A 12,942-nucleotide genomic window follows, 5' to 3' on the forward strand; every position below is an offset into this window, starting at 1 on the left:
TTGCTTTTCCTCGACAAACGACCGGCTCAGTTCATTCCCCTAAGACACAAGATCGATCTCGCGTTCCTTGGTCCGCATGAATCCTGACAGTTGGCCGTTCTCTAAGTCGGTGCCTGCCGAGTAAGAGTTGCCTATGTTATCGTGACAGTACGGCGATTGAACGAGGCCCATCCACATGGCTGAGTAAGGTCGACGATCGACGCAAAAACGCTAGCTCGCCAACGGGCAACACCAAAGCAAGGGACCACAACACCTCTGGCATGACCACCGGAAAGCCGCTTGCCACCCTTCGTCCAAACGCACCACGTCAGAGCGATTACCCGCGCAGTCCCATACGTCCCTTGCCGAGCAGCGGCAGATCCAGCTAGGCGTCGCAGGGTGATCAACAGATCACCGCTTACTCCGAGCTTCCTATGACAGAGACAACGCGCGGTGCGCTTCTGATGACGTTGGCCATGGCCATGTTCGCCGTCGAGGACGCCATCATCAAAGGTCTGACAGACCGCTTCTCACCGGCGCAGATCATCTGGATGCTCGGCCTGGGGGGCGCCGTCGCCTTTGGCGTGCAGATGCGCCTGAGTGGCCTTCCGCTTTGGATTTTGGGCCCCGCCCCAAAGCAGGTCTTGCTGCGCACAGGGTGTGAGGCGATTGGCGCGATCTTTTTTGTATCCGCCCTCGCCGCCGTGCCCCTGGCCCTGGCGTCCGCGGTGATCCAAGCAACGCCCCTGGTTGTGGCGCTGGGCGCGGTTGTCTTTCTTGGGGCTCAGATCGGGTGGCGCCGCTGGGCCGCCATCCTGTTCGGATTTCTCGGGGTGCTTATCATCCTGCGTCCCGGCACCGATGCCTTTTCCGCTACAACCCTTTTGGCGGTTGGCGGCATGCTCGGCCTCGCCGCTCGGGATGTGGCCACGCGCACCATCCCCGCCGATGTCTCGGGCGTTCGGCTGTCGTTCTTGGCATTCCTGGCCTTGGTCCCCACCGGTTTGGTCCTGCAATTGGCACAGGGGATCCCGCCGGTTCTTCCCACAGCGGTTGAAACAGGGATCTTGGCGCTTTGTGTCGGGATTGGCATGGTTGCCTATCTGGCCATCGTTGCGGGCACGCGCATCGGCGACCTCGCCGTCGTGACATCGTTTCGCTACACGCGCATGGTGTTTGCCCTTCTGCTGTCCTTCACTTTCTTCAACGAGACGCCCGATGGCTGGACGTTGATCGGTGTTGTGATTGTCATCGGCTCGGGTGTCTTCATGTTGCGACGGGAGGCGCGGCTTCGGGTTTCCAAATGACGGGCTGCGGGGTAAGGGGCACGTGATGTTACCCCCATGGCCCCGGAGACCGCCCATGTTCACCATAACCGACATCCACGCCCGCGAGATTTTGGACAGCCGGGGCAACCCGACGGTTGAGGTCGACGTGTTCCTGGAGGATGGGACCATGGGTCGGGCGGCGGTGCCCTCGGGCGCCTCGACTGGCGCCTATGAAGCCGTGGAGAAACGGGACGGTGACGCTGCGCGTTACAAGGGGAAAGGCGTTTTGCAGGCCGTAGAGGCCGTGAACGGCGAAATCGCCGACGCCATCGCGGGCTTCGACGCCACCGAGCAAGAGGCCATCGACGGCGCCATGCTAGAGTTGGACGGCACCGACAACAAGGGCCGTTTGGGCGCCAATGCGATCCTGGGCGTGTCCATGGCCGTGGCCAAGGCCGCCGCCGATGCCAGCGCGCTGCCGCTCTATCGCTACGTGGGGGGCACCTCGGCGCGGGTCCTGCCGGTGCCGATGATGAACATCATCAACGGGGGGGAACACGCCGACAACCCCATCGACATCCAGGAATTCATGATCATGCCGGTCTCGGCCGAGACGGTGGCCGACGCCGTGCGCATGGGCTCGGAGGTCTTCCACACCCTCAAGGGAGAGCTGTCGGCGGCGGGCCTGTCGACCGGATTGGGCGATGAGGGCGGCTTTGCCCCCGAACTGCCCTCGACCCGCGAAGCGCTGGATTTCGTCCTGAAGTCCATCGAAAAAGCGGGCTACGCCCCCGGCGACGACATTATGCTGGCCCTGGATTGCGCGGCGACCGAGTACTTTAAGGACGGCGCCTATGTCCTGTCAGGCGAAGGAAAAACCCTCTCGTCCGATGAGAACGTCGATTACCTGTCAGCCCTGGTCCGCGACTACCCGATCCTGTCCATCGAAGACGGCATGTCCGAGGACGACTGGGCGGGCTGGGTCGCGCTGACCGAGGCCTTGGGCGACAAGGTGCAGCTTGTGGGCGACGACCTCTTCGTGACCAACCCCGCCCGCCTGGCCGATGGGATCGAGCGGGGCGCGGGCAACTCCCTGCTGGTGAAGGTCAACCAAATCGGGACGCTGTCGGAGACCCTGGAGGCGGTTAACCTGGCCCACCGCAATCGCATGACCTGCGTGATGTCCCACCGCTCGGGCGAGACCGAGGACGCCACCATCGCCGACTTGGCCGTCGCCACCAATTGCGGTCAGATCAAAACCGGCTCCCTGGCGCGGTCCGACCGGCTGGCCAAATATAACCAACTCATCCGCATCGAAGAAGCCCTAGGAGAAACAGCCGTCTACGCAGGACGGTCGATCTTGCGCGGCTAGAGACAGAATGGCGGTCCAGTTGGTTATGGGGCCGCCATCACGACGCCGCGTATGGGCACTCTCACTCCTTTGACGACTGCCGAGACGGCGGCACGGTTGCGCGCCCTGGGCCTGGTCGAAGATGCGCAATCCTCGGGTCGCGTCTTGAAGCACGCGATGATCGCGGGCGGCCTGGGTCTCATGCTGCTGTTCGGCGCTCCGGTCTGGATCGCCGCGTTTTCCCCGGTCTATGCCCTCTGGGACTATGGCTGGGTGTGGCACCTGCGCCAGGTCAGGGCACGGGGCCAGATCAGCATGGCGCGGTACCGCCTGTTGATCCTACATCATGCGTCCAATGTTGCAGGCTTTGGGGTGCTGCCCCTGACGATCAGCATGATGGATTGGGCGATGGCCATGGTCGCTGCCGTCACACTGGTGGTGGCGCAGGCGTTCCACAACCTTGCCTACGAAGTCAGGTCGCGGGATCAATTCATCGCAAGCTATGCCGTCATGGCTATCATGGCGCAAATGCTCGCGGCGGAGGTCGCGCCCGACGCGACGCCCCTGTTGGAGCAGCTTTTCATCCACTTGGTGTTCGCGGCCGTCAGCGGTTTCGGAGCGATTGCTGGCCTTCAGGCCAATAGAACACAGCGATCTCTGGAAGAGACGAGCGCCATGCTGGCCATGTCCCGTCGAGGGGATGCGGTCAACCAGCTCTCCAGTGGAATTGCACATGATTTCAACAACCTGCTGACGGTTCTTCGGGGAAACATCGACCTTATCGATGAGGTTCCCGACGCCGAGCGGGTGCGATTGATCGCTGAAATCAAGACGGCCACCAACCGAGGGGCCCATCTGGTGGCGCATCTCATGAGCGGCGCGCGACGCGGGCCGCCTGAGACCACGTCCATCGACCTGGCAGCCAGTTTGACGTCCTTCGCCGATTTCGCCCGTCGCGTTCTGCCCGCGAATATCGCTCTGACCGTCGACAGCGCGTCCGACATCACATTGCGCACACAAGTCGCGCAGCTTGAGGCGGCTCTGCTGAACCTGATCGTGAATGCGCGGGATGCCATGCCCCAAGGCGGCGCCATTTCCATCAGCGCGCGGAGTGTGCCGCGTCGCCAGATCGAAGGCGTCTTAATCCAGGTAAGCGACACCGGTCCCGGCATGCCGCCAGAGATCCTGGACCGGGCGCTGGAGGCCTATGTGACGACCAAAGCCGACGGCAAGGGGACCGGCCTGGGCCTGCCCATGGTGCGCATATTCGCAGACACCCACGGCGGTGAGGTGACGCTCAACAGCGCCCTGGGCCAAGGGGTTCAGGTCGATCTCTGGCTACCTCTCTGACGGCCCTTTTCCTTCGCTGCCCATGGGCCTAGCCTGCGCCCGATGGCCGTTTCCCCACCCTTTGACCGTCCAGCGCTTGGCATGGTGCTGATGCTGGGATTTTGCCTTCTGGCCCCCCTGAGCGATGGCATGGCCAAGCTGTTGGCTGAGGACTTTCCGGTGCTGCAACTGGTTTGGGTGCGCTTTGCGGTGCAGACCGTCGTGCTGATCCCCTTGGCGCTGATCACCCGGCGAAGCTTTGCCATGAGCCGTCTAGGATGGCAGCTGACGGCCTTGCGGACAGCGTTGCAGGTGGCGGGTATCTGGCTGATGACGACGGCCCTCACCCACCTGCCCTTGGCCGATGCGATCGCCATTGCGTTCGTCATGCCGTTCCTCCTTTTGCTGCTGGGCCATGTTGTCCTCGGGGAGGCGGTCGGACCGAGACGACTGATTGCCTGCGGGATCGGGTTTCTTGGCACGCTGCTGGTCATGCAGCCCTCGTTCGCTACCGTCGGCTGGGCCGTGTTGTACCCGCTTGGGGTCGCCGTGGTCTTTGCGGTTTTCATTCTGGTGACGCGGCGTGTCGCGCGGGAAGCAGATCCAATCGCGATGCAGGGCACGTCGGGGCTGATGGCTGTCGTGGCCCTCTCGCTGGTCTATGGGGTGTTTCCCGACGCTGGGCCCTTGCGGTTGGAGCCGCCGCGGGACGCAGGTCTCTTGCTGTTGGCCATGGGTCTGTTGGGGACCGGAGGGCACCTTTTGATGACGTGGTCCCTACGCTTTGCGCCAGCCGCGACACTGGCACCGATGCAATACCTCGAAATCCCTGTGGCGGCTCTGATTGGCCTGGCCATGTTTGGTGATTGGCCAAACGGACTGGCGCAGGTCGGGATCGCCGTGACCATCGCGACCGGTCTCTATATTCTTTGGCGAGAGCGTCAGCAGATCGAAGGAACAACCCCATGACCGACCCGAGATCCGCGGAAGATGTCATCGCAGCCTTGGACTTGACCCCTCACCCAGAGGGCGGCTGGTACCGCCAAACCTGGGTGGCGGAGGCGCCTGACGGAGAGCGGCCGGCTGGGACAGCCATCTACTTCCTTCTGGCTGAGGGACAGGCGAGCCATTGGCACCGCGTTGACGCCGCAGAGATCTGGCTGTGGCACGCAGGCGCCCCGCTTGTCCTGTCTCGCGCGGCAAGCGCCGAAGGACCGGCTACTGACGTGATCTTAGGGCGCGATCTGGTCTATCAGGCGGTCGTCGATCCCTTCCACTGGCAAGCCGCACGCACCACGGGGCCCTGGTCCTTGGTTAGTTGTACGGTCTCGCCAGGCTTTGGCTTTGATGGCTTCGACTTGGCGCCTCCGGGCTTCGACATTCCGCGAGAGGTTGGGTGACGGCCAGACCTGTCGCGTCCTAGGCGTCCAACTCCGCGTCCCAGTAGAGGAAATCCATCCAGCTTTCGTGCAAGTGATTGGGCGGGAACTTACGTCCCATGTTCATCAACTCACCCGACGAAGGCTGACGCGGCGGTTTGCGCAAATGATAGCCAACCTGCTTGAGGGACTTAGACCCTTTGCGCAGGTTGCAACGCCCGCAGGCCGCGACGACGTTTTCCCAACTCGTGATACCTCCGGCGGCCCGGGGGACCACATGGTCAAACGTCAGATCACCCTTTGCACCGCAGTACTGACAGCTAAATTCGTCGCGCAGAAACAAGTTAAACCGTGTGAAGGCGACCTTTTTCTGTGGCGCAACGTAATCCTTGAGGACCACCACCGATGGAATGCGGATCGTCGTCGTCGGCGAGCGCACCACCTCTTCGTATTCGCTGACGATATCCACCCGTTCGAGGAAGGCGGCCTTCACCGCATCCTGCCACGGCCACAGCGACAGCGGATAATAGCTGAGCGGACGGTAATCGGCGTTCAGAACAAGTGCCGGGAAATGCTTCAACCCCGCCGGCTCACGGGTAAAATCTGTGCGAAAATCGCTGTCTTTCGGATCGGTCAACGCGGTCATCGGCTCGCTTCCTGATCGGAGAGCGGCCCGCCCGGCCCTCGGGCGCGCGGCCCTCTCGCTGTGGACTATATATGGGGATCGACCCCTGGCAAGTCTCTAGATGCGGGCTGCATAGTCGCAGGGGATGTCGGTTTCGTGACGCTTCGCCGGGACGGGTGAATCGGAGCGAATTTGCGTGTCCCGATGACCTGGCGTGCGGGCGACCTGCGGGCCGAAAAACACGTCTTAGGTGTGGAACCGTCAGGGGCGATCTCAATTCATCGTGGTTCCCAGCTTGCGCTACCGCTGCCGGGAAACCTGCTGCATGTGGAACAACAGGGTGAGCAGCGTGAAACCTGCGCAGACAGACACACCAAGATCGCCGTCAGCCGCACGCCATGGGCTTGCACCCGGCGCGGACGAAAACGAGGTTCGGCTCCAGAGCCACATCGTCGGGTCGAAGACTGCGACGTTCAGACAGTCAAAACAGCAGGCGGATTACTGCCGCCCCACCAGCAGCCTCACTCCATCCCGAACACGTCGCGCATAAAGGCGAGCGCGACTTGCAAGCCGTCGGGCGCAATCCCGTGACCCGTGCCCTTTTGGATATGGGCATAGACCCGGTCAAACCCGGCGCCCTCGAGGGCTTCGGCGGCTGCGGGCAGGCTCTGAACCGGGACCACCTCATCCTGATCGCCGTGTACGAGCAGAATGGGCGGGCGGCTTTGGACGTCATCGGCCAGCGTTTCCGGCTTGAGCAGCCGCCCCGAGAAGGCAACGACGCCCGCAAAGGCGTCGGCCCGCCGAGGGGCCACGTGCAGCGACATCATCGTCCCCTGGCTAAAACCAAACAGGACGACTTGCTCTGGCGACACGCCTTCCCGCGCCATGGCCTCGTCCAGAAAGACAGTGAGGTCGCCCACAGCACGGTCCATGCCCTCCATGCTCTCCTCCTCAGAGGATCCGTCAATCCAAGGGATCGGGAACCACTGGTAGCCACCGGGAACCCCGGCACAGGCCTCGGGCGCATCGGGGGCCAGAAACGCCGTGCCGGGCATATGCGGCTCCAAGGGGTCAGCGAGGCCGATCAGATCCGCCGCATTGGCGCCGTAGCCATGGAGAAAGATCACCAGACGCTCCGCCGTCTGGGGCCCGCGCCGTTCGTATTGTAGGCTCACCGGATGCCCTCTCGCTGTTTGGCAACGTGGTAGTAGGACCACAGCGCGCGCGCCGCAACCGCCCGCCAGGGCGACCACGCCTCGGCCATCTGGCGCATGGCCTTTTCCTTGGGGCGGTCAGGCAGGTCGAATAGGATCCGCGCCGCCTCTTGCAGGGCCAGGTCACCTGGCGCGAAAACATCGGCGTGGCCCAGGCTGAACATGGCATAGATTTCAGCGGTCCAGGTGCCGATACCGGGCACCTCGGTAAGCGTCGCAACCACCTGATCCGTGGGCGCGTCGCGCAGGGCTTTCCAGTCAATGCGGGCCTCGGCCAAGGCCCGCGCGTAGCGGATCTTCTGACGAGACAACCCACAGGCGCGCAGGTCTTCGTCACTGGCCCACATGATCTTGCGTGGTCCGCACAGTTTGGCGGCAACGACCCGGCCCATGATGGCATCGGCCGCGGCAACGCTCACCTGTTGGCTTATGATGGCATCGAGCAGCGCGCGGAACCCATCCCGGCGACGTCGGAGCGGCGGCAAGCCGGTCAAGGCGAGCGCCTCCGCCCAGCGAGGGTCCTGCGCCGATAGCCAGGCGGCCCCCTCCGCCACGTCATCCAGGCTATGGATTCGCCGCATGGTCTTGGATGAAGCGGACGGCGCGGGCGATATCATGGGTGGTTTCTCCGGGCGCAGGTCGCGGGCGGTCAATCATATGCACCGCTATCCCGAGCGCGCGGGCCGCGTCCAGTTTCGCCCGACCGCCCCCGGAGTTCTTAGTCACAAGATGGGTGATGGACAGGCTGCGGAACGTCTCGATCTCGTGTTCCAGCGTAAACGGAGGTCGCCCAAGCACCCAGGTCACGCCCGCCACAGCAGGCGCCGGATCGATCCGGCGACACCAGAGGGTGAGACCTCGATCTAGAAACGCCTCCAGACTGCCCGGCCCCGTGGCCAAGAAAACCCGCGCCTTGGCAGGCAGCGCGCGGGCCGCCGTCGCGGCATCTGTGGCGTGGGTCCATTCCGGCTCGGGGGCCCAAGGTGGGCGGAGCAGCCGCAGATACGGCACCCTCAAATCGACGCAGAGCCGCGCTGCCCGCGCCGTCATCCGCTGCGCAAAGGGGTGTGTCGCATTCACGACGGCGCTGACATCTTGGAGGGCGGCGCGAAACCCCGCCTCTCCGCCGAAGCCGCCGTGTCGCGTGGGAACGGCCAAATCAGCGGGCTTTTCGGTCGCGCCCGCAAGGGACGCGCAGACCGGCAGTTCGCGCACCTGGGAACAGAGCCGCCGCGCCTCGGTCGTGCCCGCGAGGACAAGAACCTTACGCCGTGGCATGGGCCAGGACGGTCCCCGCGCGATCAATGACGACGATATCGACCTCCGCGTCGATCATGCCCAGCACGCGCACCCGCGCCTCTGACGCGATACGAGCAGGCAAATCCGGGACGCGGGTCGCGGCCTCTAACGTGGTGTTGCAATCCGTGAGGTCCTGGCCCGCCCAGTCCGACAGGCGTGCGAAGTCAACCTGACTGCGCGCAGAGTGAAGGTCCACCGCCCCTTGGGCCAGTTTCGCCAACTTACCAACGCCGCCGCCCACGGTGACGCGGTCGATAGGATGGCGCGCCAGGTACTTCAACATGCCGCCCGCGAAATCGCCCATGTCCAGCATGGCATGGTCCGGCAAGCCGTGCAGGGATTGTACCACCCGCTCCGACGTGGCGCCCGTACAGCCCGCTACGTGGGTCAAACCATCGGCCCGCGCCACGTCGATGCCTCGGTGGATCGAGGCGATCCAGGCCGCGCAACTGAAGGGTCGCACAATGCCTGTTGTGCCCAAGATCGAAAGCCCCCCCGCGATCCCAAGCCGTGGGTTCCAGGTTTTCTCTGCAATGGCGGCGCCACCGGGGATGCTGACCGTGATCTCCACATCCGGCGTGCGCGCAAAGAGCGCGGCGGCCTCTGCCACGGCTTCGTCCATCATGGCGCGCGGCACGGGGTTGATCGCGGGCTCGCCAACGGCGATCGGCAGACCCGGCTTCGTGACATGCCCAACGCCGTCGCCCGCGCGGAAGGTCACGCCGCCCGGGGCCGCGCGCACACGCACGCGAATGGTCGCGCCATGGGTGACGTCGGGGTCATCGCCCGCATCCTTGACCACCGCCGCCTCCGCCCAGCCCACGCCAAGGGTGGCTTCGGTGATACTGAAGCTGGGCGTCTCGCCCCGCGGCAGTCGAATTGTAACGGCGTCGGGGATGTGCCCCGTCCATAGCCCCTCGACCGCGGCGCGGGTGGCTGCCGTAGCACAGGCCCCCGTGGTCCAACCACGGCGAAGGGGAGGTGTCGCGCTCATGCCCTATCCTTGGCACGACCAAAGCACGACGCCAATGGGGCCTGTGATGTCGCCCAACGGCTTCCCAGGGCGCATTAAACCCGTCATAAGCCCCCCATGACCGACCCCCTTCCCCCCCATGATTGGCCGCAGATGCACCCCGGCTGGGTCTGGCTCTGTGGAGCGGGCCCAGGCGACCCGGGCCTGATGACGTTGCATGGCTTGAACGCGCTGCGCCAAGCCGATGTCATCGTCTATGACGCGCTGGTGGGTGACGGCATTCTGGATTGGGCCCCCCAGGCGGAACGGGAATATGCGGGCAAGCGGGGCGGCAAGCCGTCCGCCAAACAGCGCGACATTTCGCTGCGCCTTGTGGACCTGGCGCGGCAAGGCAAGCGGGTCCTGCGGCTGAAAGGCGGGGATCCCTTTGTCTTTGGCCGGGGCGGCGAAGAGGCCCAAACCCTCGTCCAGCATGGCATCCCCATTCGTATCGTTCCGGGGATCACCGCCGGGATCGCGGGCCTGGCCTATGCCGGTGTGCCGGTGACCCATCGGGACGTGAATCAGTCGGTGACCTTCGTGACGGGCCACGACGCAACGGGCAATGCGCCCACGGCCTTGGATTGGACCGGCATCGCGCGCGGCAGCCAAGTCATCGTGATCTACATGGGAATGAAGCACATCGGCCAGATCGCCACGCAGTTGATCGCCGCTGGCCGCGCGCCCACGGAGCCGGTGGCCGTCACGACCACGGCCACCCTGGCCGAGCAGCAGACCATCGAAACGACATTGGCCACCGTCGAGGCCGACATCGCCAAGGCCGAGCTAACGCCGCCTGCCATTATCTGCATCGGTCAGGCGGTGACCCTCCGCCAGGTGCTCGACTGGCAGGCCATGGCGCGGGGTATCCCGGCGCGAAAGCTGGATCCGTTGGACCGGGGGCGCCCCGCCGAAGCCGGGTGAGACCCATTTTTCTGAGAAAAATGGGCGCGCCATGCCGGGCGTGATCCTGGCTGCACCGGCGTCGGGCGCTGGCAAGACGACCGTCACTTTGGGCTTGCTGCGGGCCTTCCGGGATCGCGGGGTCCAGGTGCGCGGCGCGAAGTCAGGTCCCGACTACATCGACCCCCGCTTCCACGAAGCCGCCAGCGGTCTTTCCTGCCCTAATCTGGACGCTTGGGCCATGCCCCCGACCGTGACCGCAGGGCTCGCGTCGGGGCCTGGGTTGTTGCTGATCGAGGGCGCCATGGGCCTCTTTGATGGTGCGCCGCCAGATGGGCGGGGCGCAGTAGCCGATCTGGCCCGTGATCTGTCGTTGCCGGTCGTCCTGGTGGTGGATGCCGCGCGCATGGCACAATCCATCGGCCCCCTTGTCGCGGGGTTCGCGGGCTTCGACCCATTGGTCCGTGTTGCGGGCGTGATCCTCAACCGTGTCGGCAGCCCCCGCCACGAGGCCATGTTGCGCAAGGCCTGTCCCCTGCCCGTCTTGGGTGCCCTCCCAAGGGACCCGCACTTGGCCACACCGTCGCGACATCTGGGGCTAGTCCAAGCGCAGGAGCGCGCGGATCTGGACGCTTTTCTCACCCATGCGGCGGCGCAGATGGCCGCCCATGTGGATCTGGAGGCGCTGCAAGCGATCGCGGCCCCCCTGCCGCCAGCGCGTACGCCCCGATGTCACCCGCCTGCGCAACGGATTGCCCTCGCCCGCGATGAGGCCTTCGCCTTTGCCTATCCCCATCTCTTGGACGCTTGGCAGCGCGCAGGGGCCGAGATCTCTACGTTCTCACCGCTCAACGACGATGCAGCACCCGATGCGGATCTGGTTGTTCTCCCCGGCGGATACCCGGAACTGCACGCCGGTCGCTTGGCTGGGAACCACCGCTTTCTTGCGTCCCTGCGCGACAGGCCCGTCTACGGTGAGTGCGGCGGCTACATGGTCATGGGCGCGGGGTTGGTGGATGCCGATGGCACCCGCCACGCCATGGCCGATCTCCTCCCCCTAGAGACCAGCTTTGCGGAGCGTAAGCTTCACCTGGGCTATCGGTCGTTGCATGCCGATGGCGGACCCTTTGCTGGGGCATGGGCGGCCCATGAATTTCACTATGCGACAACGCTTCGGGCGGAGGGGACGCCCCTCTTCACCGCGCGGGATGCCGAGGGCACGCCCCTGCCGCCCATGGGCCTGCGCCACGGGCTGGCATGTGGGTCGTTTGCCCATCTGATTTGGGTCAATGACGGAACGATGCCGCAGGGGTCATCCCTGGACGGATCCTAGCCCGAAGCGTAAGGCTGCCCCATGAGCACAACGACCACAGAGATCATCGGCGACGACCGGCGCGCCAAACGCAATGTCTTGGTCCTTGTGCTGGCCCAGGCGCTGCTGGGCGCGCAGTTGCCCGTGAACTTCACGGTCGCCGGTCTGATCGGCATCACCCTGGCGCCGACCCCGCTGCTGGCGACGCTGCCCATATCGCTCATTGTGTTCGGGTCCATGACCACGGCGCCTTGGGTCAGCCCCCTGATGCAGCGCCACGGGCGGCGCCTCGGCTTTATGATTGGCGCGGGCGCCGGTGCGCTGGGCGCGGGTGTCTCGATCTTGGCGCTCATCTGGGGCAGCTTCCCGGTGTTTCTGTTGGGCGCCTATTTGACCGGAATTTTCATGTCGACGGCCGGGTTCTATCGGTTTGCGGCAACCGATACGGCGAGCGCGGCCTTCCGCCCGAAGGCAATCAGCTATGTCATGGCGGGTGGGCTGGTGTCGGCCTTTGTGGCCCGGATGATCGTCACCGAAACAGAGACGGCGACGATTATCCCCTTCCTGGCCACCTACGGCGTCCTGATGGCCATGAACGCCCTGGGCATGTGGTTGTTTCTGCTCCTGGACATACCCACGCCCACGGCTACGAAGACCGAGACCGCCGCGGGGCGATCCCTGTCCGAACTATTGCGGACCCCGGCCATCGCCGTCGCCATCATCTGCGCCATGGTCAGCTATGCCCTGATGAACCTGGTCATGACCTCGACGCCCTTGGCCGTTGTCGGATGCGGGTTCGGGGTCTCTGACGCGTCCAACATCGTGATGTTTCACGTCTTCGCCATGTATGCGCCAAGCTTTTTCACTGGGCACTTGATCCTTCGCTTTGGAACGCCGCGCATCGTGGCCACGGGGCTTGGCCTGCTGGCGGCGGCGGGGATCGTTGCGTTGTCAGGGACGACCTTGCCGCACTTCTACACCGCTCTCGTGCTGTTGGGGCTCGGGTGGAACTTCGGCTTTATTGGCGCGACGACCCTGCTGGCCGAGAACCATGACGCCCAGGAACGGGGCACCGTTCAGGGCCTCAACGACACGCTCGTGTTTGGCTTGGTGACGGTCGCCTCGCTGAGCTCGGGCGGGCTCATGGGATCTGCCGGAGATGCCGTCAGCGGGTGGAACGCCGTGAATTTCGCCATGGCGCCGTTCCTGTTCTTGGCCGGAGGCGCGCTGATCTGGCATGTGGTCGGCCTACGCCGCCGCGCCTGAGG

The 12,942-nt window shown here is 64.8% G+C and carries 13 protein-coding genes; 8 read left to right on the top strand and 5 right to left on the bottom strand.

From position 1 onward, the window contains the following. Positions 1-413 precede the first annotated feature (413 nt). The 5 genes from K5R33_RS13200 (at position 414) to K5R33_RS13220 (ending at position 5,327) form a co-directional block, all read left to right on the top strand. Positions 414-1,286 (top strand): DMT family transporter, encoded by an 873-nt coding sequence (locus K5R33_RS13200; protein WP_220749537.1) that lies wholly within the window; start codon positions 414-416, stop codon positions 1,284-1,286. Between the two features lie 55 nt (positions 1,287-1,341). Beyond that, on the top strand, positions 1,342-2,619 hold the full coding sequence (gene eno, locus K5R33_RS13205) for a phosphopyruvate hydratase (RefSeq protein ID WP_220749538.1): 1,278 nt from the start codon (positions 1,342-1,344) through the stop codon (positions 2,617-2,619). Between the two features lie 51 nt (positions 2,620-2,670). Beyond that, on the top strand, positions 2,671-3,948 hold the full coding sequence (locus K5R33_RS13210; protein WP_220749539.1) for a sensor histidine kinase: 1,278 nt from the start codon (positions 2,671-2,673) through the stop codon (positions 3,946-3,948). Between the two features lie 90 nt (positions 3,949-4,038). Further along, positions 4,039-4,896, top strand: a complete 858-nt coding sequence (locus K5R33_RS13215) for a DMT family transporter (RefSeq protein ID WP_373314175.1) — start codon at positions 4,039-4,041, stop codon at positions 4,894-4,896. Continuing rightward, on the top strand, positions 4,893-5,327 hold the full coding sequence (locus tag K5R33_RS13220) for a cupin domain-containing protein (protein ID WP_220749541.1): 435 nt from the start codon (positions 4,893-4,895) through the stop codon (positions 5,325-5,327). The genes K5R33_RS13215 and K5R33_RS13220 overlap by 4 nt, the downstream gene beginning before the upstream one ends. Positions 5,328-5,346: 19 nt before the next feature. Here the strand turns inward: K5R33_RS13220 and K5R33_RS13225 are convergent, their stop codons facing one another. The 5 genes from K5R33_RS13225 to K5R33_RS13245 all read right to left on the bottom strand — a co-directional run bounded on the left by K5R33_RS13225 (position 5,347) and on the right by K5R33_RS13245 (position 9,441). Next, the gene (locus K5R33_RS13225; protein WP_220749542.1) at positions 5,347-5,952 is read right to left on the bottom strand and encodes an HNH endonuclease; all 606 of its coding nucleotides are present in this window, start codon (positions 5,950-5,952) and stop codon (positions 5,347-5,349) included. A gap of 500 nt (positions 5,953-6,452) precedes the next feature. Then, positions 6,453-7,109, bottom strand: coding sequence for an alpha/beta hydrolase (locus K5R33_RS13230; protein ID WP_220749543.1), 657 nt, complete (start codon positions 7,107-7,109; stop codon positions 6,453-6,455). Beyond that, the gene (locus tag K5R33_RS13235) at positions 7,106-7,729 is read right to left on the bottom strand and encodes a DNA-3-methyladenine glycosylase family protein (protein WP_255576403.1); all 624 of its coding nucleotides are present in this window, start codon (positions 7,727-7,729) and stop codon (positions 7,106-7,108) included. Before K5R33_RS13235 ends, K5R33_RS13230 begins: the two co-directional genes overlap by 4 nt. After that, positions 7,713-8,426, bottom strand: coding sequence for a precorrin-6A/cobalt-precorrin-6A reductase (locus tag K5R33_RS13240; RefSeq protein ID WP_220749545.1), 714 nt, complete (start codon positions 8,424-8,426; stop codon positions 7,713-7,715). Before K5R33_RS13240 ends, K5R33_RS13235 begins: the two co-directional genes overlap by 17 nt. Further along, positions 8,413-9,441, bottom strand: coding sequence for a cobalt-precorrin-5B (C(1))-methyltransferase (locus tag K5R33_RS13245; protein ID WP_220749546.1), 1,029 nt, complete (start codon positions 9,439-9,441; stop codon positions 8,413-8,415). The genes K5R33_RS13240 and K5R33_RS13245 overlap by 14 nt, the downstream gene beginning before the upstream one ends. Positions 9,442-9,537: 96 nt before the next feature. Between K5R33_RS13245 and cobA the strand changes: the two genes are divergently transcribed. Genes cobA through K5R33_RS13260 form a run of 3 tightly spaced genes read left to right on the top strand, consistent with a single transcriptional unit; the run spans position 9,538 to position 12,940 of the window. After that, entirely contained in the window at positions 9,538-10,383 is an 846-nt protein-coding gene (gene cobA / locus K5R33_RS13250) for a uroporphyrinogen-III C-methyltransferase (RefSeq protein ID WP_220749547.1), read from the top strand. 31 nt (positions 10,384-10,414) lie between these two features. Further along, positions 10,415-11,695 carry a cobyrinic acid a,c-diamide synthase CobB gene (locus tag K5R33_RS13255; RefSeq protein WP_220749548.1) on the top strand — a complete coding sequence of 427 codons (1,281 nt, stop codon included), beginning with the start codon at positions 10,415-10,417 and terminating at the stop codon, positions 11,693-11,695. 21 nt (positions 11,696-11,716) lie between these two features. Continuing rightward, the gene (locus K5R33_RS13260; protein ID WP_220749549.1) at positions 11,717-12,940 is read left to right on the top strand and encodes an MFS transporter; all 1,224 of its coding nucleotides are present in this window, start codon (positions 11,717-11,719) and stop codon (positions 12,938-12,940) included. Positions 12,941-12,942 lie beyond the last annotated feature (2 nt).

This window comes from Jannaschia pagri (assembly GCF_019655435.1).
Lineage (GTDB): Bacteria > Pseudomonadota > Alphaproteobacteria > Rhodobacterales > Rhodobacteraceae > Jannaschia > Jannaschia pagri.